Raw genomic sequence first — 25353 nt, forward strand, 5'->3', positions numbered from 1 at the left:
TTGGGGATCTTTCATGAGAATATTAGGATGAAGAATAATGATTCTATTGTGAAGTGTAGGGCCCTGTGATAAAGCCACCCATGTTCTAGGCCCGTGATTTGATGATAAACATCCACCAGTAAATGTATGAGGGCTGCTAGTATGCCTATCTCAAATGATAAGAAGACCACCGAAAGTACTATGAAATGGAATAGGGCCTCGAGGCCTTCATGTATGAGCCATAATCTTACGTTGGAGTGGACAATCTCCCTTATAATACCAGCTAATATTATATAGAAGTCCATGAAGGTTGTCCATAGTATCCTTGTGTGTAGTTCGTCGCTTATCGCGAGGAATACCGCTATATAAAACCATACAAGTTCCATTAACATCCACCAATATTATGGCTAAAGGATGTTAACTGGCCCATAGAATCATGGCCGCCATTAACATCCACCAATATTATGGCTAGCTTCTATTATTAGTAAGTGATATATTATTTGGATACCAATTGTCTAATAAAACTTTTCAATAATACCCGGGCTTCAAAGGGGGATATTGCATGGACAGTGAAATCCCAAAGGATTATGATCATAGGAAGGAAACCGAATGGCAGAGTAAGTGGGAAGAACAAGGATTATACAAGTTCGAGGGTGATGAGACAAGGCCACAGTATATAATTGACACACCACCACCCTACCCAACCGGTTCAATACACATGGGACACGTCCTAAATTGGGTTTACATGGACATAATCGCCCGTTTCAAGAGGATGAGGGGATATGATGTTTTATTCCCACAAGGTTGGGATTGTCACGGGCTCCCAACAGAAGTGAAGGTGGAGGAAACCTACAATATAAAGAAGAGCGACATAACAAGGGAAGAGTTCAGGGAACTCTGCATAGAACTCACAACAGAAAACATAAAAAAGATGAAAGAGCAGATGAAAAGATTAGGCTTCAGCCAGGACTGGAGCACAGAATTCGTTACAATGACACCAGAGTATATGAAAAAAACGCAACTCTCATTCCTCAGAATGTATAAGGATGGTCTGATCTACAGGGGTGTGCACCCAGTCAACTGGTGTCCCCGCTGCGAAACAGCCATAGCATTCGCAGAAGTAGAATACATAGAAAACGAAACAAACCTTAATTATTTAAAATTCCCACTAGAGGATTCAGGCCACCTTGAAATCGCCACAACAAGACCTGAACTCTTAGCAGCCTGCGTAGCGGTCGCAGTACACCCTGAAGACGAAAGATACAGGGGACTGAAGGGCAAAACTGTCCGCGTCCCCATATTCAACCACAAAGTCAAGATTATAGAGGACAAGGACGTGGACCCAGAATTCGGGACAGGAGCAGTCATGATATGTACCTTCGGTGACAAAACAGACGTGACATGGGTCAACCGCCACAAACTGGACATAATAGAGGCCATAGACGAAAAAGGACAAATGACAGAAGCAGCAGGCAAATACAAGGGCCTCACCATAAAAGAGTGCAAAGAGAAGATAATAGAAGACCTAGAAGCTGAAGGGCACCTAATAAAAAAAGAAAGGATAAAACAGAACCTCGGCGTCTGCTGGAGGTGTAAAACACCCATCGAAATCCTCATAAAAAAACAATGGTTCGTGGCCGTGAAAAAACTCATAGACGATGTAATAGAAGCCGCGGAAGAAATGAAATGGATCCCCGAGCATATGAAAATGAGACTATTAAACTGGACAGGATCCATGGACTGGGACTGGTGCATATCAAGACAGAGGGTCTTCGCAACACCCATACCAGTATGGTACTGCGAAAACTGTGGCAAGGTTCACTTGCCAACAGAGGAAATGCTACCAGTAGACCCCACCCAGACCAGCCCAGACTTCCAATGCGAATGCGGCAGCAGAGAATTCACCGGCGAAGAAGACGTCCTAGACACATGGATGGACAGTTCAATATCCCCCCTAGCCCTTGCAGGCTGGCCCGACCCAGAATACAAAAAATTATTCCCATCCAACCTAAGACCACAAGGACATGACATAATACGCACATGGGCATTCTACACCATACTAAGGTGTAAAGCCCTCACAGGCCAAAAACCATTCGAGGAGATAATAATAAATGGCATGGTCTTTGGCGAGGATGGGCATAAAATGAGCAAATCAAGGGGCAACGTGATAACACCCGAAGAGGTCCTAAAAGATTATGGTGCTGATGCACTCAGACTATGGGCATCCAACAGCGTCCCAGGATCAGACGTCCCATTCGCCTGGAAGGACGTGAAATACGCTTATAAGTTCCTCAGGAAATTCTGGAACGCATTCAGGTTCATAAGCTTCCACCTCGAGGACGTGAAAGAAAAACCCAAACCCCTAGACTTATGGATACTATCCAAACTCAACAGGCTAATAAAAGAGGTTACAGAAGCCCTTGAAGATTACAACTTCGCAAAGGCAATAAATAGTATACAAATGTTCATCTGGCACCAATTCTGCGACGAATATATAGAGGCGGTCAAATACCGCTTATACTCCGATGATGATCCCAAGTCAAAAAAAGCAGCCCAATGGACCCTTAAAAAGGTCCTGGAAACATCCTTAAGATTATTAGCTCCCATGGCACCACACTTCACAGAAGAAGTCCACCAACACATAGCCCAAGACTCCATACATAAAAAAAGCTGGCCAAGCGTCCAAAGAGAATACATTAATGAGGAAGCCGAAGCCAACGGAGACCTTGTAATAGAGATCATAGGAGCCCTTAGAAGATTCAAATCATCCAATAGGATACCATTAAACGCCCCACTAGAAAAAGTGAACATTTACACAAGAGAAAACCTTCACAGGATAATAAAAGACTACCTAGAGGACATCAAAGGCACAATGAACATACAAAAATTAGAACTCATAACCGGCAAACCAAAGATAAAAGAACGTATCATAGAAGTCAAACCAGTCATGGAGAAGATAGGGCCCAAGTTCAGGGCCGACGCCCCACTGATACTATCATCTATAGAATCCGCAGACCCCGAGGAGATATACGAGAAGCTGGAAACAGAGGGGATGATAGAAGTCGAAGGCCACAAACTAACAAGAGAATATCTTAAGATTAAAAAAGAGGTCCGTGGAGCCACAGGAGAAAAAGTAGAAGTGCTACACCTAGATGATATAATACTAGAGATTATAAAGTGACCCTATATGGAGCTTAAAATCCGGAAATCCCCCATGATCTATGGTACGGTGGATGCACCACCATCCAAAAGTTACACCCACCGTAGCACCATAATAGCATCACTTGCAAAGGGCACATCCACCCTATACAATCCACTAGAAGCCGAAGACACCCTAGCCTCGGTTCATGCCTGCCAGAAATTCGGGGCCCAGATAAAAAAGGAAAAGGGGAAATGGACAATAGAGGGCGTGAATGGACGGCCAAGCACGCCAGATAACGTCCTAGACCTTAAAAATTCGGGTACGAGCCTGCGCATATTAACCTCAGTAGCTGGGTTGGCAGAACATTACACCATCCTCACTGGTGACAAATCCCTTCGTTCACGTCCAATGCAAGACCTCCTGGACGCCCTCAAACCACTAGGTGTTAAAGCAATATCATCCAGGATGAACGGCAAACCACCCATCATAGTAAAGGGGGGACTTGTAGGTGGTAAGACCAGCATAGCCGGTGGTGTGAGCTCACAGTTCATATCCTCCATTCTCATAGCAGGACCATTATCAAAGGATGGTGTCCAACTTAAAATCCAAGGGGATTTCATCTCAAAACCATACGTGGATATGACAGTAGATGTTATGAGAAAATTCAATGCCAGGGTAGAATTTAACCCGGAAGAGAGGACATTCCATGTTGAACCAGGAGAATACACCGGCCGTGATTATCAAGTAGAGGGTGATTATTCATCCGCATCATACCTCCTGGGGGCTGTTGCCGTCGTGGGCGGGAAACTAACAGTCAAAAACCTCCCAGGGGATTCCAGACAAGGTGATAGGATAATATTGGACCTATTAGAGGGTATGGGGGCCACCATCCACAGGGGAGAGGATATGGTTACAATAGAAAGTGATGGTAGACTACATGGGATAGAAGCCGACTTACATGATAGCCCCGATCTACTACCCACAGTGGCCGTCCTCGGAGCCCTCGCAGATGGCACAACCAGGATAAGTGGAGTGAAACATGCCCGTTTCAAGGAGACTGACAGGATAAAAACTTGTACAATGGAACTTTCACGCTTAGGAGTCCCAGTAGAAGAAAAAGAGGATGGTATGATCATAAAAGGTGATAAAATAAAAGGTGATACAGTATATTCCCATGGCGACCATCGTCTTGTAATGGCATTCACACTCATAGGCCTCAAGACAGGGTTAAAGATAAAGGACGCCGAAGCATACAAGGTCTCATTTCCAGGGTTTATCAAAACCCTACTAGGACTGGGTTGTAAGTTAGAGGTAGGTGAAAATGGGTAAAAAGATTGTAATATTTGGGGACTATGATTCTGGGAAGACAACAACACTCGAACAGTTATGCGAAAAGACCGTGAAGGTTGAATATAATGGTATTACGGTGGCCCTTGATTATGGTAACATGATAATAGATGGTGAAAAAATACACCTTTTCGCCACACCAGGCCATGAAAGGTTCAGGTTCATGTTAGAGATAATAGCCAGTGGCTTGGATGGGGCTATAATAGTGGTTGATAATAGTAGGGGTGTTACAGGCGTCGAGGAGCGTATAATGGACTCATTGGAAGAGTCGGGGATACCATATGTTGTATTCGCGAATAAGCAGGATTTGGATGATTCCACCCTTGAAATCGGCAGGGAAGTTGATGTCATCCCCACAATAGCGACCAAGAATGTGGGACTCCTCAAAGGCCTTAAAATACTCCTAGGTAAAATTTTATGAAAATAGTTAAGATAATCAAAACCCTCAAAGGATTTTATAATCCGCGCGTATTCGAGGAGAGGGACCCCTATAGGGTTCTTATAAGGACAATATTGTCCCAGCGGACAAGGGACGAGAATACCGATGAGGCCACTAGCAGATTATTCCAAGAATATCCGACAATCAAGGATGTTTCAGAGGCGCCAACCGAAAGGATAGAAAAGCTTATAAGACCGGCTGGATTTTATAGGGTGAAGGCTAGGAGGATAAAAGAGGTCTCAAGGATCATATTGAAAGAATATAATGGTAGAGTGCCCAGCAGATTGGAGGATCTACTAGAGTTGCCTAGTGTTGGTAGGAAGACCGCCAATTGCGTCCTTGTATACGCTTATGGGGAGGCTGCCATACCAGTTGACACCCACGTCCACCGTATAAGCAATAGACTGGGCCTCGTTGATACAAAAACACCCGAAGAGACCGAGAAAAGGCTGAAGGAGATAATCCCAAGGGAATATTGGATTGAACTTAATGATCTTTTCGTACAATTTGGCCAGGACATTTGCAAGCCTATAAACCCAAAACATGATGAATGTCCGATAAGGGAATATTGCAGATACTATAGGCTATCTTCCTCATAGTTTCGCTATCTTCTCGGCGAATCTTTCAAGAACCTTCTTTGAAAGGCCCTCCACATATTTAAGGGAACCTGCACATTCATGTCCGCCACCATCAATTGCAGCCTCTGGTATTTCATCGGCAAGCTCCCATACTATCTCGTTTAAGTTGAATCCGAAATTTTCATGGACCGCATCCGTGGCCCTTATAACGCTAAAGTCTGGTCCATAGGCTAAGGTTATTATGGGCTTGTCCTCCCCATGCTCCTGCACTATATGATCATGTATGAGGCCACAGGTTTTACCCGGAGCTGGGAATGTGAAACGATGGGAATATTTTTCAACATCCAGTACATTGAGTAGTATGCCATTTGGCAACTTTTTAGATTTTACATGTGGCAGAGCCGCTCTTAACTGTGATTTCACCCTCTTCTCATATTCCATGTAGAGTGTTTCAACGAGCCTTTTGTGTTTCTCGAGGCTCCCAAGGCCTAGTATTGTGTCTATTATCCCCCTACCATTCATGAACCTGAGATAAAATGCTTCAAAATCTATGCAAGCCGCGATCTTCTCCAAGTCTTCTCTTGCGTACCCCTTCTTTTCTGCGAGTTCTATGTATTTTTCCGCTTCTTGAGAATTTGCATGATCTCCTACCACTGCAATCCCTGGGAGGTGTAGTATGCGCTCTTCTATTTCGGGGTTTATCATCTTGGCCACCTCCACTGAGAGGGCGCCTGCTGTAAGCTGCGAGTCCCCACCAACAAGGTATGGGTTCACATGAACATCAACATAATCATCTACCTTTACTCTACCCTCAACTACTTCCCCAGGATAATGATGGTCTATTACCACGATCTCAATATCATATATTTTAGCTTTCAATAGAGCTAATATATCCTCCTCAGTAGAACCATTATCCAATAATACTATCAGGGGCAGTTTTTGCCCAAACCTCTCCATGTCCTCAAGAGCATATGTCAGATCTTTCACAACATCCTCCAATTCATAGAATGGGGCCTTGCTCGGTTTTCTCTTGAAGTAGTGCCATTCTGCTTCTATGTTCGGGTTCAACTCCCTAAGTAATGGTATGACAGCCTTTTCTATCGCCACTCCAGCACATATACCATCAGCATCGGCATGATGCCTTACAAGGATTGACCTACCATCGAATATAGCCCTCCTTATAGCCTTAGCAGCCTCTATCATCCTAGGCCTTAACTTCTCCAAGATTTCGCTTTCAATGAAGAGGTCCGTCTTCTCTGGTTCCGCCCTACGATCTATGGCCTCATCGATCAACCTCCGAGCCTCTGAAGCTTCTTTACCTATAAGACGCTCCATAACCTCTGATTCAATCTGTATCCTCCCACCGTGTTGGTTAACTTCCCCTATAACCTCTACGATGTGTCCTACTTGTATATGGGGGTGGGCTCTTATGCCTGGCTCGTCGAATGCTGCTACCGATGTTGTGCCTGTCTCATCAGAAACCGTGAAGATCGTGGGGCCTGTTGTCTGCTGGATCTGTATGACTTCCCCGACGATACGTATGGTCTTCCCCAGGCTCTTATTGTCTATATTCGCTATCCTAGTCCTTGGGATGTCCTTTTTTAGTTTCACAATCTCGTAGGAGTCGCCTACAGAGCATGGTAGGAGATCCACCTCACCCTTATAGTGGTTTATTTGGGCCACCTTCACGAATACCTCATCCCCTATCTTATAGTCTGGGAAGAGGCCGCGCATAAGCCCCCATACTTTATTGTTTAAACTCACGAAGACCCCATAATCTTCTATCCTCGTTATTTTGCCCTTGTAGATTTTATCCCTTTGCAGGTCTTCTATGGTGCAGGCAGGGTGTAATATGTAGACTTTATCCTTTTTCTGGCATTCTGGACAATATTTGCCCGTCCCCTTTATTATTTTACCACATTTGGGGCATATGTTTATTTCTCCTTTACCATCACATGCCCTGCATGTTTCCCTAACCTCGATTTCCCCTTTACCCTTACAGGTTGGACAGGGCACCTCCTGGGCATCCTCCAGTTGGAATTTTTGTTTCGCCGTCTCGGGGAGTCCTTTAAAATGTTCACTTATATCCTCGGCTGCTTGAAAGCCTGTTCCATGACAGACCTCACAGATTTTATAACTTTTAACCTTGTAGCCCTTACCTTTACATTCACTGCATTTCCTGATCATATAATCATCATCCAATAATAGAATCTCTTATAAGAATGAATATCCATCCTATTTTATATATAAGTTGCATTTTATGGCTCGGAGATCCTGGAGGAATCACAGTGTCCAACTTAGAGGATAAAGTCTTGAATTTTATAAGGAAGAGGAGCCACGAAGATGGAGGATACACATTATATGAGGGACTCCCTGACTCAAAGAACACATATTATGCTATTAAGAGTTTCCAGTTACTTGGCAGGGAACCGGCGAATCTCGCAAAAACCCTCAAATGGCTTGAAGAAGTCCATAGTAGGGGGTCATTCTCAGCCCAGGGACTATTCTACAGGTGCAGTATACTCAAAGAATACAACAGAGATCATAGGATACCCAAGAAGTTTATTAGGAGATTACAGGAAACCTATAAAAGATCCGACCTTGAGATAACCTACTATATAGATTCAGTGCTTAGAATGCACAATATAATATTAGATGAGATCCCAGATTGGATCATATCACAACAAAACCCTGATGGAGGCTTCGGAAAATACGGATCAGATATAATAAACACGCAATACGCCCTCGAAATCCTAAAAGCCCACAAATACAAAATCGATAAAAAGAGTATAAAAGATTATCTTAAAGATTGTGAAAATGAGGGACTATGGTCCTTCACACCAATATCATATCCACCCTATATAGAAACAATATATGCAGGGTTTAGGATAAGCGAAATATTAAACCTTAAGGTTAAAGATAAAAATATCCTAAACTTTATATTATCACTACAAAATAATGATGGCGGATTCAGAAGATCCACCTACCTCGGCATTTCCGAATTAGAATACACCTACAAGAGCCTCTATATTATAAAATCCCTAGAATCTAGGAACCCTCACATAATATACTAGAGGGGGACATTGGAGAATAAAAAAATGAACAAATACCATGGGTTCCATCACAAAATCCCATCACTGTTCTTATTCATACTCCTATTATTGCTCTTACCATTCCTTTTCATAGTTTTCGCCGGGGGCGTGATGCTAGCCTTCACACGCCTTGGAATACCACCAACATTAGCATACACCCTATTCTGGGTGTCACTGATCGGAAGCAGCATAAACATCCCCATAAAAGAATGGACGAGGGAAGTCTACCAGATAAGAGAAATAAACTTCTTCGGGATAAATTACAGGATACCATACCATGGACAGAAAAAGACAGTACTCGCAGTAAACCTGGGAGGCGCAATAATACCCCTCACAATAGTAACATACGAAATCCTACGCTTATCAAATAATCCACAACTCATCCTCAACTCTATAATCGCAATGATAATAGTAGCCACAATATGCAAAATATTCGCAAGACCCATAAAGGGACTTGGGATAGCGATTCCCGCCTTCATCCCACCAATTGTAGCGGCGATAACAGCACTAATCATCGGCGGAGAAAACCCAGTTGTAGTCGCATACATCTCAGGGACCATAGGGACCCTGATAGGAGCCGACATCCTAAACCTCCACAAGATAAAAGATCTAGGCGCTCCAATAGCAAGCATAGGAGGGGCCGGGACATTTGATGGGATATTCCTCACAGGAATAATCGCAGTCCTACTAATATAACAATCTAGCAAATAAAGTTGATGAGCCAGGATCAAATAATATGCCATGCAACCTCCACACCCTTGTGATCCAAACCCCTAGGATATGCACATAAAAGTTCCCACCCTAACCTTGGGCAACTACAATTTGAAAATACAAGTGAAGTGCCCACCCCCCTTGAAAAACCCAAAACCAGGCATGATGAACTACCCCGCCTTCACGGACGGGGACTTCCTAGTGACAATAGTTAAAAAGAGAGTAATGTATATGACCAAGAGACTCCTTCTTTAAGATCAGATCAAAAATCTTTTTAATATGGGATTGACAATCTTACATTCATGGTTGAAATTTCAAGCAGACGTTATTTTATCCTCGCCACTATTATGTTAGCAAGCATAATGGGGCCCATCGATGCTAGTATTGTTAACACCATACTACCGACCATAGCCCAATATTTCAAGGTGGAGGTTGCACTCGTTCAATGGGTGCCTATGATCTACCTCCTTACAATAAGCAGCCTTTTGTTATTTTATGGCCGTTTAGGTGACATATTCGGATATAAAAAGGTATACGTTATGGGACTTGCCGGTTTTATCATATCCTCCCTTCTATGTGGAATCTCCCCAAACATCTATTTTCTTATTGCATTCCGCGCCTTGCAAGGGATATTCGCGGCTATGATGATGGCCGTGCCCTTTGCCATTATAACAGCCTCCTTTCCTCCAATGGAACGTGGAAAAGCCTTGGGTATTAATGCTATAAGTATATCCGCTGGTCTTGCTCTTGGCCCGTCCATCGGCGGTTTTATCACCGCATTGCTAAATTGGCGTTTCACATTCTTCATTAACATACCCATCGGAGTCCTTGGCCTTTTATTAGCCTGGCGCATCATCCCGGAATTTAAGGGACAGAAGGCTAGGGTGGATATACCCGGTGCAATAACAGTTTTCATTTCCCTTTTTCTCTTCCTTCTCTTTGTCAACCGCGCCCAGCTTCACGGTTTAGATTACCAAAACATGATTATACTCCTTGTCTCGACAATCCTGGGGATTATATTCTTCATGTTAGAAGTTGGAAATGAGGAGCCCCTCCTTAACCTAAACCTCTTCAAGAACATGACATTTTCCTTCGCAAACCTTAGTGCCTTATTGAATTTCATGTCCCAGTATGTAATGGTCTTTGTCACCCCATTTTATCTACAGAGGGTTATGGAATGTCCCCCAGATAAGGTGGGTTTACTCATGACCGCTTTCCCACTGGCTACTCTTATAGTTGCGCCAATTAGCGGATGGCTCTCCGATAAGATAGGTACAAGGATCCTCGCATGTGTTGGTGCTGCCATATGCGCACTATCACTTTCTCTTATGGCACAATTACCAATCTCCGCCACCCACTTTGACGTGGCATGGAGACTGGCCCTCTTTGGTATCGGTACCGGTATTTTCCAGTCACCTAACAATAGTGCTGTGATGGGTAGCGTCCCCAAACCCTTTCTAGGAACAGCTTCAGGCATACTAGCAACAATGAGGAATGTTGGCATGGTTTTAGGTATTGCAACCGCCGGGCTTATATTATATAATACCATACCATCCGTTATACTCCAGAAGACGACCCTAGGGGCTTCTGACATTCATGTATTTTTTTCAGGGCTTAAACATGCCTATATTGGTGGTGCATTTTTAACCGGCATAGCATCTATAACATCCTTGATAAGAAGATGAGACCCATCCACACCCTACACTGTTATGATGCCATATTCTTCTGGGCTAATGGCCCATTTAAGGTTGGTAGTTGTGGTGGCCCCTGAAGAATGCCAGTCAAAAGCCAAGTATACAATTGGAACCATGGCTAATTTGGCGGTTGAGGCTGCGATTGACTCTGCCAGTCAAAAGCCAAGTATGCAATTGGAACCAGAATGGGTCGGAAACTTGCAATAAGAACTCCCGAATACCAAATAGAAGTGCTAGATCAGCAACTATAACACCTTAAATAAATTCATCTACACCCCTAGAAGACACAATGCTTTAACCCCCCCATCAATGGGATGAAAACCCGAAAAGTATATTAGAAACGCTAAGACAATATTCACTGCAACGTTTGAGAACAGCTATAAGATGAAAGTCCCGGGCCCCAGGATATTCCCCCCTCTGGGGGGTCAATGAAGCAGAAAACCCCAGTAAGGGGGTGGTTCACTGATAGCTTCTTCCATCCGGGATTAGCCAAAAAGAGAACTTGGAGAATAAGGGCATGAGACGGGCTGCGAAATTTATAATACTCCTAGGGGTTGTTAGTCTTTTTGCTGATATGACATATGAGGGTGCAAGGGGGATAACAGGACCATTCCTTTTCATGTTAGGTGCAAGCGCCACGATGGTAGGTTTTGCCAGTGGCCTGGGAGAACTTTCAGGTTATATTATAAGACTTTTCTCAGGATATATCGCTGATAGAACGCGCCGTTATTGGTTCATGACATTCACAGGTTATATTATAAACTTGGTGGCCGTCCCACTACTCGCATTAGCCTTTAACTGGCAGGTGGCCATCCTTTTAATAATCCTTGAAAGGATAGGGAAGGGTTTCAGGACCCCTGCAAGGGATGTTATGTTGTCACATGCCACAAGCCAAGTAGGTCATGGGTGGGGTTTTGGCATCCACGAAGCCCTCGACCAGGTAGGGGCTATACTGGGGCCCCTAATGGTCTTTTTGGTATTGTATCTTAGGGGAGGCTATAGGACCGGTTTCCTCTTCCTTGGATTGCCTGCGATCTTTGCGATTTTAACGTTAACTGTAGCATACTTCTTATTCCCCCACCCTCAAAGGTTGGAGATTGAAACTCACAGGCTCGTGGAGTCCCCTGGGTTGGTTTTCTGGTTGTATATAGGCGTTGCATGCCTTATAGGTGCGGGTTATGCCGATTTTCCCCTTATTGGATACCATTTCAAGAACGTGACACTATTCGGGGATTCCCTGATACCAGTATTCTATGCCCTTGCAATGCTTGTAGATGCTCTTTCGGCATTATTATTTGGGAGATTTTTTGACCATTATGGTTTCCGGGTTATGATGGTATCTGTTATTCTATCCTCGCTGTTCGCCCCCCTGGTGTTCCTTGGTGGGGTGTTAGCGGCTGTTTTTGGTGTTGTATTATGGGGTGTTGGTATGGGCGCCCAGGAATCTATCATGAGAGCAGCTATAGCTAGGATAATCCCATCTGATAGGAGAGGATCCGCCTATGGCATCTTTAACATGTTTTTTGGTTTTTCATGGTTCATCGGCAGCCTCCTAATGGGCATGCTCTATGAAGTATCATTGGCTGCGTTGGTCATGTTCTCTGTTATAATGCAACTTCTGGCTATTCCCTTACTTGTTAAGGTAGAAAAGAGCGTGTAGAGTGGGCCGGGCGAGATTCGAACTCGCGACCACCTCGTTGTGAGCGAGGTATCCTAACCCCTAGACCACCGGCCCCAAGCTTATATTATGTTTTTCATATTTTTATATTGTTTGGAAGATTAGGTGTTGTATTCCTCCTACAAGGAATGCTAGGACTACCATTAGTATGCCTATCTTTATCATGCCCTTAACCCCTATCTCCTTTGATAGGACTACAAATGTTGCAATACATGGGAAATAGATTGCTAAAACTGTTGTGGCAACTACTAGCTGCTCCGGGCCGAGGTGGAGTGGTGCTAGCAGGCCAGTGGCGATGTCCTTTCTCAGGAATCCTATTATTAGTGTTGCCGCGGCCTCCCGTGGCAGGCCTAGAACTCCAGAGAATATTGGCGCCAAGAGGCCTGTTAGGATTTTCATCATACCCGTGACATATAATAGGTTTACTAGTAGTATCCCAAGGAATACGAAGGGTATCGCCTCCAGTAGGAACCCTCTTATGCGCATCCATGTTTTTTTGAGGAGCGTCCCAGGGTGGGGTATCTTATAGGGTGGTATTTCTAGGAATATCTCTGGACTTTCTCCTTTCATGATCTTGTTTAGGATGTACCCTGCTGTTATATAGATTACTATGAGGGTCCCATATACCATTGCAATATATTTTATACCGTAGGGTCCTAGTAGTCCTATTATGACTGCTGTCTGGGCCATGCATGGTACTGATATAGATAATAGGGTTAGGGCTATGAATCTCTCCCTTTCATCTTCTAGTATTCTTGTGGCTAGGATCCCTGGGACGTTACATCCAAGTCCTAGTATGAGTGAGATTATGGAGGCTCCGTGCAATCCTAGCTTGTGCATTATGTTATCTGTGAGGACCGCCAGCCTTGGAAGATATCCAAGATCCTCCAGGAAGCCTAATACCAGGTAGAAGAGTGATACATATGGTAATACGACCGCAAGTGGCACGTATACTCCTGTTGTTAGGAGTCCGAATGATTCCATGTAATTGTAGCCTGTGCCTATTAGTATGTCATGGATGGGCCCAGTTGGGAAGGCCGATTCTATGATCTTAGTTATGGTTGGACCGTAGTAGTTGTAGAAGAATGGGTCCAGGATTTTACCTGTTAGGAGTTCGCCAACCCCTATTATAGATTGGAGGGTGAGGTATGCTATCAACAGGGCTATTAAAACGCCGAATATGGGGTGTACAGAAGCGTCCTCGAGTTTTTCTAGTAGTGTGGGGTGTCTGTGCTCTATCTTCTGTACTTCTAGTAATAGTTTGCCTATGAACTTCCATTTTTCTTCGTCGCCCATTTTCTGGACACTTGGAAGATGTTCTTCCCTTTCTTCTAGGATTTTTTCTATGGTGTGTACTAGTTGTTTTATCCCTTCACCACTCACTGCAGTCACTGGTATTACAGGGACTCCTAGGCTTTTCTCGAGCTTTTTAACGTTTAAATGGACTCCTTTTCTCTTGGCAAGGTCCCACATGTTGAGGACGACTATCGTGGGTATTTTCTTTTCCAGTATTTGGAGTGTGAGGTATAGGTTACGCTCTAGGTTTGTTGAATCCAGCACATTTAATATTAGGTCTGGGTTTTCCTTAAGGAACATGTCCCTTGCAACTTCCTCGGCCTTGCAAAAGGGTGTTAGGGAATATGTACCCGGAACATCTATCACCTCAATTTTTTTTCCTTTTAATTTCAGGATCCCCCGAGTATATTCTACTGTTGTGCCTGGATAGTTGGATGCTACAACATTTGCACCTGTGAGCCTTGAAAAAACAACACTTTTGCCAACGTTAGGATTCCCCATAAGGAGTATCTTCATCTATTACCTCCACTAGGATTTTACCGGCCATTCCCTGGCCTATGGCAATCTTAGACCTGTCAACTTCAATGATTATGGGTCCACGGAATGGTAAGGATGATACCTTCCGGACTTTCTTCCCAACCCTTATATTAAGGGATTCCAACCGCCTCCGTAGGCCAATTCCCCCTATTATCTCCCGTACTATGGCCCTTTCTCCTGTTTTAAGGTCTTTTAGGGTGATCATCACACAACCTCAATATTAGGTGAACCTAAATCTTATTTAAATGTTCCCCCATAAACCCTACATCCTAACAGAAATGAAGAAAACTGTGATAAGGGCAACAGTTGAAATTGCAAGTGAAAAATTCCTCAAAGCCGAAAAGATAGGATAATAAAAAATTATATAAACCATGAGGAAGTTATTGGTAAATGTTACAAACCACCATACAATATTTCCCTGGATCCCCCGTGGGTGATAACCCGCTAATGGGGAGAGGTTTGAGAATATGAAGATCAAAAATTTCATAGCAATATTCTTAAGGGGTTTCCTCATGGGCGCTGCTGATACGATCCCCGGCGTCTCAGGGGGGACCATGGCACTTATAACAGGAATATATGAAAGACTAGTCCATGCTATAAGCAAAATCAGATTCAACTTTTTAAAGCCCCTCCTCAGAGCCGATCTCAAATCCTCCATAAAAACAGCCAAGGAAGAAATAGACTTCGAATTATTCATACCACTCCTCCTCGGTATAGCCACAGCCATTTTAACAATATCAAGGATAATATCATTCCTGATAACCTATTATATGGCATACACCTACTCATTCTTCCTAGGGCTCATATTAGCCTCAGCCTACCTAGTATTCAATAGGATAGATGGTTTCTCATTAAAAAATCTCATCTCAGCTATCCTAGGATTCATATTCGCCTTCCTCTTCGTGGGCTTAAACCCCATCCAAGCAAACCATAGCCTACCCATAATATTCATCTCAGGAGCCATCGCCATATGCGCCATGATACTCCCAGGGATTTCAGGAGCCTTCATGTTATTACTCCTCAACCAGTATGAGTATATGCTCAAAGCCCTTGCCAGAGTCTCCATCCCAGATATTATAACATTCATCCTAGGCGCGGCCATCGGGATCCTAAGCTTCTCCAAATTCCTCGACTATCTTCTCAAAAACCACGAGGCCGTGACAATGGCATTCCTCGTAGGCCTAATGATAGGAACCCTAAGACTCCCCTATAGTAAAATGGCTGTCATCCAATCAACACCCTCATTGATCATTGCAGTCACAATAGCCATCATCGGATTCTTTATAGTATTCCTAATCGAGAAAAGATTCCACTACATCGAATATTAACAATAGCTTTTTTATCAGAAAACCACATAAATAAAAACATGGAACTTATCAAGGGAATAGGGGCCAGCCCCTATATTAGAAGCGGACGAGTGAAAAAAATAGAATCATACAATGACATGATGGACATCGAAGGCGGGGAGATCATAGTAACGGAAAGGGTATCAAGGGACATGCTACCAAAACTAAAAAGAGTCGGTGCTGTTGTAACAGACTATGGTGGCCTCACAAGTCATGTTGCCATCACACTCCGAGAACTGAAAATACCCTGTGTAGTAGGGACCGAGAATGCCACAAAAATCCTTGAAGATGATATGGTGGTTACAGTTGATGGTAAAACTGGTAACATCTATGAGGGCGTGATGGAATGGGAAGAAATCATAGAAGAACTACCCCTTGAAGAGACCGCAACCACCCTAATGACGAACCTGAACATACCATCAATCGCGGATAGGATAGCAGACTATGCCGATGGCATAGGATCAGTAAGGATAGAGCATATGGTCATAGAAACCGGCAAACACCCTTACAGGCTCCTAGAAGAGGGTAAGTTAACTGATGTTCTTAAAAAGGGTCTTGAGTTCGTCCTTGAATCCTTTTATCCAAAGCCCGTATGGTTTAGAACCTTTGATATTCCAACCGACGAATTGAAGAACCTCCAAGGGGGGGATGTTGAACCAGAAGAACCAAACCCACTATTAGGATTCAGGGGCATCTACAAGGACCTACGGGACATTGAAGTGCTAAAGGCAGAATTCAGGGCGATAAAAGAGCTCATAGATGATGGTTACTCCAACCTTGGCCTCAAGTTCCCCTTTGTAAGGGATGGGAGCGAATACCTCTCCGCTAGGAGGATACTAGAAGAGTGCGGCCTAAAACCCCACCGTGACCTTGAGGTTGGATTATCAATAGAGACGCCATCAGCCGCCCTTCAAATTAGAGAATTTATAGGCTATGGTCTTGATTTTGTATCCATTGGGATGAGTGATCTTGCAATGTGCACCCTAGCAGTGGACAGGAGGGGTGTGAGGGTTGCGAAACTCTTCGATTTAACCCATCCAGCCCTCCTCGGACTCGTAGATAACGTTATCAGAGAATGTTCAAGGGCTGGTATAAAAACCTGTGTCGCCGGGTATGCGGCAACAGAGTATAATATTGTGGAGAAACTTATAAGAATGGGCGTGGATGGGATATCAACAAACCCCGACCAACTATTAAAGATGAGGGTTTTCATCACAAGAATTGAAAAGAGCATACTTCTAGAAACCCTAAGGGGGACTAGAGGGGAAATTCTATACTGAATGACGTCCCATCATCCGATTCTATACCAATTTGGCCATCTAATTGTTTAACCAGGCCCAGGACTAGTTGCAATCCAAGGGATGATAATCTTTCAATATCAAAATCTTCTGGCAAGCCCCTACCATTATCAGAGACTTCAAGATTGCATTTATCCCCCCGGCACTTAAATTCCACGGTTATTATCCCCTCTTCTTCAGGGAATGCATGTTTCAGGGAGTTCATTACAAGTTCGTTTGTTATAATTCCAAGGGGTATGCACTTGTCCATTTCAAGTGGTATATCATCTATATCAGTTTCTAGGCGTATCCTTATCGGCCTAGGGGCTTGGAAGTTTATAATATCCCGGACGAGACCTTTCAGGTACTCTCTGGAGCTTATATGGGCTATGGTTTCCGTCTTGTAGAGTTTCTCATGTACTAGTGCAAGGGATTTTATCCTCCCTTGACTGTCTGCTATAATACTTTTCGCCTCCTCACTTCCACAATATTTGGCTTGTAATGATAGCAAACTTGTGATGATCTGCAGATTATTTTTCACACGATGGTGAACTTCCCTGAGGAGAACCTCCTTTTCCTGGAGCGACTCTTTGAGGCTCTTCTGGGTTATTATCCTCGAAATAGCCTCATCTATCTCATTGGCGAATAACCTGATAAACTCCATTCTAGGCACTTTCTTGCTAGTATGGGCTTCTATCACACCCTCCACATTCTCTTGGAACCTTAGGGGTATCCTGAGGATCCTCTTCTTCCCCCTTCTTTTAAGGGTGACATGTTCTGGAAGCCCACTTTCTGGTATGATGGATCCTCTCTTGTATATGGTTTTTCCATTAACTATTATGCCCCCGGTTTCGAATTTCAGGTCATCTATTATGATATCAAGTATTATTTTAAGGAAAGCTTTTAGGTTATCTGTCCTGGACACCTTCAAGATCTTGTTGAGGATCTCCAACCTCGCCTGGTGCCTTATAAGCTCTTCTTCGTATTCTATGCGGTGGATTGCAAGTCCACAGTATCCAGCGAACCTCTTAATAGTTTCAATATCGAATTCGCTAAGGCCTCCATCCTTTTCCAAGTTGATGTGACCAACTACTTCATTTCCTATAATGATTGGCGTGGATTCGGTGTGTGTGTATTCTCCCTTGGATGCCAGTTTTTCACCATGGAATGTGATGAAACCTCCACTGCTTCCTGTGATCTTCAAAAGTTCTGTGAGGATTCTCTCTGCCACCTTCTCCCTCGTGGCCCTAGGTGACGCTATCATCGGGTATATCTTATTCAGGGTGCTTGTGACCATGAGTTCTGCTCTCAGTTTTTTCTCGGTAATTTTAAGGGGGCTTATATCCCTTATGATCTCGATAGCCCCTATGATCTCGCCTTTCTCATCATATAATGGTGAGACTTTAAGTTGTAGGTGGCCTCCCCGTCCATTGTAGATGCTTGGAAGGTAAACTTCCCCGTAGATGTTATGGTCTTCACGTCTAACATTCTCGTAAAGTTTTTCAATCTCTGGCAGGTCCTGGAATAATAGGTCAAGGAGTACTGGTCTAGGTTTCCCATAGAATGGTATACCATAGGCGTGAGCGCCTCTACCTATCATCTCCTCTGCTGGGGTTCCTGTCATCTTCTCTGTCTCCTTGTTCCATGCTATAATCCGCCCTTTTTTATCCACTGCAAAAACTGCATCGGGTAATGAGTCTATAAGGTCCTTGAATTTCCTGTGCTCTGCCTTTAAAAGTTTTTCCATCTCTACCTGGTCTGTTATATCACGTGTCACGGCTATGAGTTGGCCTGTGCTGGGATGGTAAGTGAGGGATACATGGGCATAAAATTCTTCTCCAGTTCTCTTCTTGTGGATCCACCTAAATCGTCTTTCACCCTCTTTGATCGTCTCTTCTATTAACCTTTTGGCTTTATATTCTGATTCCCATCCATCTTCCTGGTATTCTGGTGATAGTTCCCAGGGGCGTTTGCCTATTATATCCTCGGGTTTTGCCTGGAAAAGTTCAAGGGCTTTCTTGTTACAATCTACTATAGCATGTTTTTTCATGATAAAGAGAGCGTCACCTGCACTTTCGAAGAGTTGCCTATATTTAAATTCACTTTCTCTTAATTTTTCCTCTGATAACATTTTTTCTATTGTAAATGAGAGTGTGGATGCTATCTCCTCGAGGATGGTTAATTCATCAGATTCAAGGTCTCCTCCTATGCAGAGCAGACCCCATATTTTATCCTTTATGCGTAATTCTATAATGTTCTCGAGTTTGGCGGGTCTTTCCCCGATCTCATGGATTGGCCTATAATCTTTGTCTAATACGCCGATATACTCGTATGGTCTGTGTTTGGCGAGTATACTGCATATTCTTGTGATCATCTTTTCTATGTTCTCGGATTTTATGATGGTATTGTTGACCTTATTTAGGAGGGTGAGGAACCGGTTAGTCCTTATAAGTTCTTCCCCGAGTATCCTCTCTCCTGTTATATCCGTGAACATGCAGAATCCGCCCTTGAAGGCGGAATCTTCCATTATTGGGGTTCCTGAAAGTAACAACCAGCATGGTTCTCCGTTGCTTTTGATGAAGCGCATCTCCTGTTTTCCCCGCATCCCCTTGCCACACAGGTTAACTATTCTTTTGGCGATCGCCTTATCATCGGGGTGTGCGATTTCTAGAATATTTTTTCCTATAAGTTCACCTGGCTGATACTCTAGAAATTTTCCCAGTTGCTTGTTGCAATATATTATATCCCAGGATTTGTCGAAGATGCAAACGCCCTCTAGGCTTGTGTTAATTATCTGCTGGTATATCTGCTCATTATCTGAGAATAGTCTTCCCATTTTATACTTGTAGAGACAAGTTTTCACGACATTTTTAAGTTGTTGCGGATCTATTGGTCTTTTGAGGCGTGCTGTCGCCTTTATGCCGTGGTTTATCGTCTCGTCTAAAGTTTCTGTGACTAGTATAATGGGTAGATTAGATCTTTTTTCCAGTTTTTTGATGGCTTTTACCAGGCTGGTGGGCTTTGGCATGTCAACTATAATAAGTTCGGCTTTTGATCCGGCTTCGAGAATATCCTCTTCACTATCTACTAGGATGGGATCATATCCCCAGGATCTTATAGGCTCTGTTAGATTGGGATCTTCACTTAAGAGGAGGATATTTACCATACAATTATTTTATATGTAATTGTTATTAATATTTTTAGCTGGTGTAAGATACCGCACCCCCTATCCTCTATGATTATGTTATTTAACTATTAGGACTGGTATTTTAACGTTTTTCAGGGTGCTCTCCGCCACGCTCCCCATTAGAAACTTTTCAAAGCCGCTTTTACCATGACCTATTACTATGAGGTCGGCTTTGCTCTTGTCCGCGATCTTTTTCATGTCATGGGTTGGGTTCCCGTATATTAGGATCTCATCGACTGTAACGCCCATTCTTTTCCCCTTTTCCCTTACTTTTGCCAGGATGTTTTTTCCTTCTTCTTCTAATACTTCAAAGGGGTAGATGAGTTTTTCGTCCATGACATGCACTGCTATGACCCTAGCATCTAATTCCTTGGCAAGTTCTATGGCGATGTCTTCGGCTTTCTGGGCTTGTTCAGAGCCGTCAGTTGGCACCATTATACGTTTAAACATCATGGCCTCCCTATCTGATGAATTTCACTTTATCGCCTATTACGAATTTTTTACCCCCTACATGGAGTATGGGTTTGACCTCCTCAACATAGAGTAGACCGTCTTTTATTGAACCCTCTTTTATACTTGCATGGACCACGGATCCCGTGTAGAGGTTGTGGTCCCCTATTTCATTCATCCTCAATAATTCGCATTCTAGGTGGGCTGCCACTTCCCTGATGCGTGGAGGCGACACCTTCACCGATGGTATCCAGTCGAGTCCTGCCTTTTCAAGCTCGTTTTCACCATATGGTATGCTTTTTCCCGTTATCCACATCTTCTCCAGTATGTTGAGGCTTGTGAGGTTTATCACGAATTCTCCTGTTTCTTCTACATTCTTTGAAGTGTGATGTTCTGGCATGGAAGCAAATGCTACAATTGGCGGATCCATGGATATTGGCATTACAAAGGAGAATGGTGCCGCGTTTATCTCCCCTTTCTTGTTGACTGTTGTTATTATAACCGTGGGTCGTGGTGCCAGGAGCCTATAAGATTCTCTTATGGGAAAATCGGCAAATTCCAATATAAATCCCCCATTATATGTGTGTTCGCGCCCTTAAAAGGTATTCTGCTTTACTTTTTTCGACGAACTCTTCACATAATCTTTTAGGTTCACCATCCATTATTAGTTTACCCTCTTCAATCATCACCGCCCTTGTACTTATTTCCTTGATGAAGTCGATGTGATGGCTTACCATTATTATTGTCGTGTTGAATTTCCTGTTTATCCTCTTGAGGGAATTCGATACCAATCTTAATGTTATTGGGTCCAGGTCCCCGAATGGCTCGTCTAATATGAGAACTTCTGGTTGTGAGGCCATTACAAGTGCTAGGGCCGCTCTAACCTTTTGACCCCCTGAAAGTTCATATGATTTTCTGTCGAGGATGTCCAATGGAAGATCCAGGGCTTCGAAGACGGGTTTCGCATACCTTTTAACTTCCTTGTCCGGGAATTTTGGGAACAATTTTTCCAGGATCTTTGATGAGAGTCCCAGTTTTTCTAGTCTTTGCTTGGCCTCTTCCTCTGGGAGGTCCGTTAATTGGTAGAGTACATCTAGGACCTTGTCACTTATACCCATATCCTCAGCCCTTTTTCTAGCTTCATCCACAACCTTTTCACCCTTCACACCTAGTCGTGCCGCTATCTGATCCCGGATAGTCGCATGGTGTATTAAGGCGAACTCTTGGTGCATGAAACCCATTTTTCTGCGTATGTGCATCCTTTTTATGCCTGGTTCGTGCATGTTAACCCATTCATCGTCTAATTTGAATTCTACTCTTCCATCTTCTGGGTAGTCCAACCCGCCAACCATCCTCAATAGTACTGTTTTACCAGCGCCACTGGGTCCTATAATGGATACTATTTCGCCCCGATTCACGTTGAAGTTTATGTTCTCCATTTCAAGTACCGTTCCCCCCTTTAAGAGGACGAATTTTTTGCGGAGACCCTTAACCTTTAATATTGGCTCGTTCCATTCCCTAATTTTTATTTCCTCTGGCGGCTCCACATCCTTGAGGAACTCCCTTATTATCCTTTTGGGTTCTCCCTCATCCACTATTCTACCCTCTTCCATGAGTATTAGCCTATCCGCAAGGTACTCGTGGACTTCTGGCAAGTGTGATACAAGGACTACCGTGATCCCAAGTTCCCTGTTAACCTTTTTAATAGCGTCCAATATCTCCTGTTTCGTCCTTGGACATGACATTGTGGCCGGCTCATCCAATAATAGGACCTTAGGTTTCTTGGCGAGTTGTCTGGCGATTATGAGACGTTGCTTCTCCCCGCCACTGAGTACCGGGGCGAAATGATCCGCCTTGTGATCGAGTCCCACAATCTTGAGAAGCTTCATAGCTTCTTCGCCGAACTCGTCATAGGCCCTTTTAAAGTCCGTAAGTGACTCGTCACCATACTTGGCACCATAAAATTTCCTTAGAACATTTTCTATAGCAGTCTCGGCCCATAATCCGAAGGTTCTTTGGAGATGGATCGCAGTAGCCCTTTTAAGTTTGGTGAAATCATATGGATTAGAATCTGCTGTCACTTTTATATCATCGAGTATCACTGTTCCTTCATCGAATGGTTCAACACCCCTCAGTATACGTAACAGAGTGCTTTTACCCGCCCCACTCATACCAATTATCCCAAGTATCTCCCCTCTCTTAACCTCTAGACTAATATTATCCAGTGCCCTTGAAGTCTCCCCAGTCTCTAGCCTGTAAGTTTTTGAAAGATTTTCTATCCTTATCACCATAATCACCCGGTAATTTTTAGTAAGGTTGATGAATCCCCACATATATATTGGGTTATAGATCTTAATAATCTATATGACCATAATTTGGGTGAGTGTTGGGGATGAGAGGATTACTCGTGGGTAGGATGCAACCCTTCCATAAAGGACACCTAGAAGTCATAAAGAGAATCCTAGGAGAGGTTGATGAACTCATCATATGTATAGGCAGCGCACAATTAAGCCACTCCCTCAGAGACCCATTCACAGCAGGTGAAAGGATCATGATGGTGACAAAGGCCCTTAGCGAGAACAACATACCAGCCTCACGCTACTATGTTATACCAGTCCAGGATATTGAATGTAACGCAGTATGGGTTGCCCATATTGAAATGTTAACACCACCCTTTGATAAAATTTATAGTGGAAACCCCCTTGTCCAGAGACTATTCCAAGAGGCCGGCTATAAGGTCACAGCACCCCCACTATATTCCAGGGAGAAATATTCAGGTACAAGTGTCAGGGAGAGGATGCTCACCGACAGCGACTGGGAATCACTCGTACCAAGAGCCGTGGCAAGGGTTATAAAAGAAATAAAGGGTGTTGAAAGGCTAAAACACCTTTCAAGGAGGGAAATAAGTGAGGTGCTAGATGATGCTTGTGAAGATCACAGCAGACAAATATGAATACAAACTACCCCAACTCATAGAACACATAAAAAAAAGCCCCTACATCGAAGAGACGGGGGCCATATTCACATTCGAGGGTATAATGAGGAAAATAGGAAAAGAAAAAGTGGAAAAGCTCAGAATATCACATGAAAACCCCCAAGAAGCCCAGAGGAAACTGGAAAAAATGGTAGAGGAGATAAAAAGGGAACATAAAGTGAAGGATATTGCACTCGTACACTTCCTGGGCGAATTCCACCCCACAGAAACACTATTCATGGTAGTAGTGGCCGGAGCCCATAGACAAGAAACCCTCAAAGCCCTAAGCCAGCTAATCGAAAGAACAAAAAAAGAGATAGGATTCCAGAAAAAAGAATATACAAAAGAAGGTACTAGGGTTATCCTATCAGGAGGATAAACCCCCACACACACTGGGAGGTTGAAATGAAATTTATAAGGGACAGCATACACGGCAACCTCCAAATAAACGACTTCGAGGTCAAACTAATAGACACACCACCCTTCCAGAGACTTAGAAGGATAAAACAACTAGGCTTCACCAACCTCATATACCCAGGTGCAAACCACACCCGCTTTGAACATTCCATCGGAACCATGCACCTAGCCTCACAACTAGCAGACCAACTAGGACTAGACAAACATAAAAAAAGTATACTAAGAGTATCCGCACTATTACATGATCTCGGCCACGGACCATTCTCACACGTATCAGAGGCAGTGATCCCAGACTCCCACGAAGAACTCACAATAAAAGTGATAAGAGAATCCATAATATCAGACATACTCATGGAAAAATTCGACCTAGAAGAGATAGAAGCCACCCTCAAAGGTGAAGGCGTTCTTGGACAGGCAATCTCTGGTGAAATAGACGTTGACAGGATGGACTACCTCCTAAGGGACTCCCACTACACTGGGGTGGCCTATGGTATAATAGACGTTGAAAGGCTAATCCAGAATATCAAAATCGAGGACGATCTCATACTGGATAAAAAGGGCGTTCCAGCTGCGGAGTCAACACTCCTCGCACGCTACTTCATGTACCCCAGCGTCTACCAACATCATACAACAAGGATAGTGAATTCAATGTTCAGAAGATGCCTTAAAATACTCATAGGAGAAGATAAAATAGACCCCAAACGCATCTACCATTACGATGACATGGACATTATAACAATCTGTCGAAGAGAAACCGGACTAGTAAGTGAGATGATAAAAAGATTAGACACGAGAAAACTGCTCAAAAGGGTTGCCACCATCCGATTAAACGAACTAGAAGACCCTGAGAGGATATTCAAGATCACAGAATCCGAGATAATAAAAGCAGAATCAGAGATAGCTGAAGACATGAACATAGACCCAGATTATCTTATAATAGACGTGCCAGAGTATCCAGCATTTGATGAGATGAAAACCCAAGTAGACAGTGGAGACTCAATAGTAAAACTCAGCGACATCTCCAGTCTAGTCAGAGCATTAAGGGATGCTAGATTCAACCACGCAGACCTCTGCATTTACACATTAGCAGAAGAATCAGAGAAATTCAAAAAATTCAACTTCTACGATTACCTCGACCTCCCCCGGAAGATAAAAAGGCATGAAAAACAACTATGCCTAACCACCCCCAAAATAAAGGATTGATAGAAG

At 43.5% G+C, this 25353-nt stretch carries 21 protein-coding genes and 1 tRNA gene; 13 read left to right on the forward strand and 9 right to left on the reverse strand.

Translation table 11 applies throughout. The features are described from left to right. Nucleotides 1-11: 11 nt before the first annotated feature. The gene (locus MTTB_RS03615) at nt 12-365 is read right to left on the reverse strand and encodes a hypothetical protein (RefSeq protein ID WP_248565145.1); all 354 of its coding nucleotides are present in this window, start codon (nt 363-365) and stop codon (nt 12-14) included. A 176-nt stretch (nt 366-541) separates the two neighbouring features. On the opposite strand from MTTB_RS03615, the gene MTTB_RS03620 reads away from it, so the two are divergent. Genes MTTB_RS03620 through MTTB_RS03635 form a run of 4 tightly spaced genes read left to right on the forward strand, consistent with a single transcriptional unit; the run spans nt 542 to nt 5506 of the window. Beyond that, the gene (locus MTTB_RS03620) at nt 542-3160 is read left to right on the forward strand and encodes a valine--tRNA ligase (RefSeq protein ID WP_248565146.1); all 2619 of its coding nucleotides are present in this window, start codon (nt 542-544) and stop codon (nt 3158-3160) included. A 6-nt stretch (nt 3161-3166) separates the two neighbouring features. After that, nucleotides 3167-4450 carry a 3-phosphoshikimate 1-carboxyvinyltransferase gene (aroA, locus tag MTTB_RS03625; protein WP_248565147.1) on the forward strand — a complete coding sequence of 428 codons (1284 nt, stop codon included), beginning with the start codon at nt 3167-3169 and terminating at the stop codon, nt 4448-4450. Continuing rightward, nucleotides 4443-4889 carry a GTP-binding protein gene (locus MTTB_RS03630; protein WP_248565148.1) on the forward strand — a complete coding sequence of 149 codons (447 nt, stop codon included), beginning with the start codon at nt 4443-4445 and terminating at the stop codon, nt 4887-4889. Before aroA ends, MTTB_RS03630 begins: the two co-directional genes overlap by 8 nt. After that, complete coding sequence (locus MTTB_RS03635; protein ID WP_248565149.1) at nt 4886-5506, forward strand: endonuclease III domain-containing protein; 621 nt, start codon at nt 4886-4888, stop codon at nt 5504-5506. The genes MTTB_RS03630 and MTTB_RS03635 overlap by 4 nt, the downstream gene beginning before the upstream one ends. On the opposite strand, the gene MTTB_RS03640 is transcribed toward MTTB_RS03635, so the two are convergent. Further along, nucleotides 5501-7672: a DHH family phosphoesterase gene (locus tag MTTB_RS03640; protein ID WP_248565150.1), complete on the reverse strand. Its 2172-nt coding sequence runs from the start codon at nt 7670-7672 to the stop codon at nt 5501-5503. The genes MTTB_RS03635 and MTTB_RS03640 overlap by 6 nt on opposite strands. Nucleotides 7673-7773: 101 nt before the next feature. Between MTTB_RS03640 and MTTB_RS03645 the strand changes: the two genes are divergently transcribed. The 4 genes from MTTB_RS03645 to MTTB_RS03665 all read left to right on the forward strand — a co-directional run bounded on the left by MTTB_RS03645 (nt 7774) and on the right by MTTB_RS03665 (nt 12642). Further along, nucleotides 7774-8559: a prenyltransferase/squalene oxidase repeat-containing protein gene (locus tag MTTB_RS03645; RefSeq protein WP_248565151.1), complete on the forward strand. Its 786-nt coding sequence runs from the start codon at nt 7774-7776 to the stop codon at nt 8557-8559. A 9-nt stretch (nt 8560-8568) separates the two neighbouring features. Further along, complete coding sequence (locus MTTB_RS03650; protein ID WP_248565152.1) at nt 8569-9273, forward strand: DUF1614 domain-containing protein; 705 nt, start codon at nt 8569-8571, stop codon at nt 9271-9273. Between the two features lie 317 nt (nt 9274-9590). Continuing rightward, nucleotides 9591-10973, forward strand: coding sequence for an MFS transporter (locus tag MTTB_RS03655; RefSeq protein ID WP_248565153.1), 1383 nt, complete (start codon nt 9591-9593; stop codon nt 10971-10973). Between the two features lie 526 nt (nt 10974-11499). Continuing rightward, a complete protein-coding gene (locus MTTB_RS03665; protein WP_248565154.1) occupies nt 11500-12642 on the forward strand; it encodes an MFS transporter in 1143 nt (380 codons plus the stop codon). Nucleotides 12643-12644: 2 nt separating this feature from the next. Here the strand turns inward: MTTB_RS03665 and MTTB_RS03670 are convergent. The 3 genes from MTTB_RS03670 to MTTB_RS03680 form a co-directional block, all read right to left on the reverse strand. Continuing rightward, nucleotides 12645-12717 (reverse strand) — tRNA-Val (locus MTTB_RS03670). A gap of 27 nt (nt 12718-12744) precedes the next feature. Further along, nucleotides 12745-14472: a ferrous iron transporter B gene (locus tag MTTB_RS03675; protein ID WP_248565155.1), complete on the reverse strand. Its 1728-nt coding sequence runs from the start codon at nt 14470-14472 to the stop codon at nt 12745-12747. Further along, complete coding sequence (locus tag MTTB_RS03680; RefSeq protein ID WP_248565156.1) at nt 14444-14698, reverse strand: FeoA family protein; 255 nt, start codon at nt 14696-14698, stop codon at nt 14444-14446. The genes MTTB_RS03675 and MTTB_RS03680 overlap by 29 nt, the downstream gene beginning before the upstream one ends. A 262-nt stretch (nt 14699-14960) precedes the next feature. Between MTTB_RS03680 and MTTB_RS03685 the strand changes: the two genes are divergently transcribed. Together MTTB_RS03685 and MTTB_RS03690 are read left to right on the forward strand one after the other, a co-directional pair. Next, nucleotides 14961-15821, forward strand: a complete 861-nt coding sequence (locus MTTB_RS03685; RefSeq protein WP_248565157.1) for a DUF368 domain-containing protein — start codon at nt 14961-14963, stop codon at nt 15819-15821. 38 nt (nt 15822-15859) lie between these two features. After that, a complete protein-coding gene (locus MTTB_RS03690; RefSeq protein ID WP_248565158.1) occupies nt 15860-17119 on the forward strand; it encodes a putative PEP-binding protein in 1260 nt (419 codons plus the stop codon). Here MTTB_RS03690 and MTTB_RS03695 read toward each other — a convergent pair. The 4 genes from MTTB_RS03695 to MTTB_RS03710 form a co-directional block, all read right to left on the reverse strand. Further along, nucleotides 17097-20282, reverse strand: coding sequence for a PAS domain S-box protein (locus MTTB_RS03695; protein ID WP_248565159.1), 3186 nt, complete (start codon nt 20280-20282; stop codon nt 17097-17099). The genes MTTB_RS03690 and MTTB_RS03695 overlap by 23 nt on opposite strands. A gap of 78 nt (nt 20283-20360) precedes the next feature. After that, nucleotides 20361-20756 (reverse strand): universal stress protein, encoded by a 396-nt coding sequence (locus MTTB_RS03700; protein WP_248565160.1) that lies wholly within the window; start codon nt 20754-20756, stop codon nt 20361-20363. A 7-nt stretch (nt 20757-20763) separates the two neighbouring features. After that, nucleotides 20764-21315 (reverse strand): flavin reductase family protein, encoded by a 552-nt coding sequence (locus tag MTTB_RS03705; protein WP_248565161.1) that lies wholly within the window; start codon nt 21313-21315, stop codon nt 20764-20766. Nucleotides 21316-21328: 13 nt separating this feature from the next. Further along, nucleotides 21329-23041: an ABC transporter ATP-binding protein gene (locus MTTB_RS03710; RefSeq protein WP_248565266.1), complete on the reverse strand. Its 1713-nt coding sequence runs from the start codon at nt 23039-23041 to the stop codon at nt 21329-21331. 104 nt (nt 23042-23145) lie between these two features. Between MTTB_RS03710 and MTTB_RS03715 the strand changes: the two genes are divergently transcribed. Genes MTTB_RS03715 through MTTB_RS03725 form a run of 3 tightly spaced genes read left to right on the forward strand, consistent with a single transcriptional unit; the run spans nt 23146 to nt 25347 of the window. Then, nucleotides 23146-23706 carry a nicotinamide-nucleotide adenylyltransferase gene (locus MTTB_RS03715; protein ID WP_248565162.1) on the forward strand — a complete coding sequence of 187 codons (561 nt, stop codon included), beginning with the start codon at nt 23146-23148 and terminating at the stop codon, nt 23704-23706. After that, complete coding sequence (locus tag MTTB_RS03720) at nt 23672-24106, forward strand: molybdenum cofactor biosynthesis protein MoaE (protein WP_248565163.1); 435 nt, start codon at nt 23672-23674, stop codon at nt 24104-24106. Before MTTB_RS03715 ends, MTTB_RS03720 begins: the two co-directional genes overlap by 35 nt. A gap of 26 nt (nt 24107-24132) precedes the next feature. Next, complete coding sequence (locus MTTB_RS03725; RefSeq protein ID WP_248565164.1) at nt 24133-25347, forward strand: HD domain-containing protein; 1215 nt, start codon at nt 24133-24135, stop codon at nt 25345-25347. Nucleotides 25348-25353: the final 6 nt, after the last annotated feature.

The sequence above is a fragment of the Methanothermobacter tenebrarum genome, assembly GCF_023167465.1.
Lineage (GTDB): Archaea > Methanobacteriota > Methanobacteria > Methanobacteriales > DSM-23052 > Methanothermobacter_A > Methanothermobacter_A tenebrarum.

Excerpts from the sequence above, each read along its gene's own strand:
- MTTB_RS03635 (WP_248565149.1), top strand. The coding sequence starts at position 4,886 with ATGAAAATAGTTAAGATAATCAAAACCCTCAAAGGATTTTATAATCCG.
- MTTB_RS03715 (WP_248565162.1), top strand. The coding sequence starts at position 23,146 with ATGAGAGGATTACTCGTGGGTAGGATGCAACCCTTCCATAAAGGACAC.
- MTTB_RS03680 (WP_248565156.1), bottom strand. The coding sequence starts at position 14,698 with ATGATCACCCTAAAAGACCTTAAAACAGGAGAAAGGGCCATAGTACGG.
- MTTB_RS03655 (WP_248565153.1), top strand. The coding sequence starts at position 9,591 with ATGGTTGAAATTTCAAGCAGACGTTATTTTATCCTCGCCACTATTATG.
- MTTB_RS03685 (WP_248565157.1), top strand. The coding sequence starts at position 14,961 with ATGAAGATCAAAAATTTCATAGCAATATTCTTAAGGGGTTTCCTCATG.
- MTTB_RS03675 (WP_248565155.1), bottom strand. The coding sequence starts at position 14,472 with ATGAAGATACTCCTTATGGGGAATCCTAACGTTGGCAAAAGTGTTGTT.
- MTTB_RS03615 (WP_248565145.1), bottom strand. The coding sequence starts at position 365 with ATGGAACTTGTATGGTTTTATATAGCGGTATTCCTCGCGATAAGCGAC.
- MTTB_RS03720 (WP_248565163.1), top strand. The coding sequence starts at position 23,672 with ATGATGCTTGTGAAGATCACAGCAGACAAATATGAATACAAACTACCC.
- MTTB_RS03695 (WP_248565159.1), bottom strand. The coding sequence starts at position 20,282 with ATGGTAAATATCCTCCTCTTAAGTGAAGATCCCAATCTAACAGAGCCT.
- MTTB_RS03620 (WP_248565146.1), top strand. The coding sequence starts at position 542 with ATGGACAGTGAAATCCCAAAGGATTATGATCATAGGAAGGAAACCGAA.
- MTTB_RS03725 (WP_248565164.1), top strand. The coding sequence starts at position 24,133 with ATGAAATTTATAAGGGACAGCATACACGGCAACCTCCAAATAAACGAC.
- aroA (WP_248565147.1), top strand. The coding sequence starts at position 3,167 with ATGGAGCTTAAAATCCGGAAATCCCCCATGATCTATGGTACGGTGGAT.
- MTTB_RS03640 (WP_248565150.1), bottom strand. The coding sequence starts at position 7,672 with ATGATCAGGAAATGCAGTGAATGTAAAGGTAAGGGCTACAAGGTTAAA.
- MTTB_RS03630 (WP_248565148.1), top strand. The coding sequence starts at position 4,443 with ATGGGTAAAAAGATTGTAATATTTGGGGACTATGATTCTGGGAAGACA.
- MTTB_RS03690 (WP_248565158.1), top strand. The coding sequence starts at position 15,860 with ATGGAACTTATCAAGGGAATAGGGGCCAGCCCCTATATTAGAAGCGGA.
- MTTB_RS03665 (WP_248565154.1), top strand. The coding sequence starts at position 11,500 with ATGAGACGGGCTGCGAAATTTATAATACTCCTAGGGGTTGTTAGTCTT.
- MTTB_RS03700 (WP_248565160.1), bottom strand. The coding sequence starts at position 20,756 with ATGATGTTTAAACGTATAATGGTGCCAACTGACGGCTCTGAACAAGCC.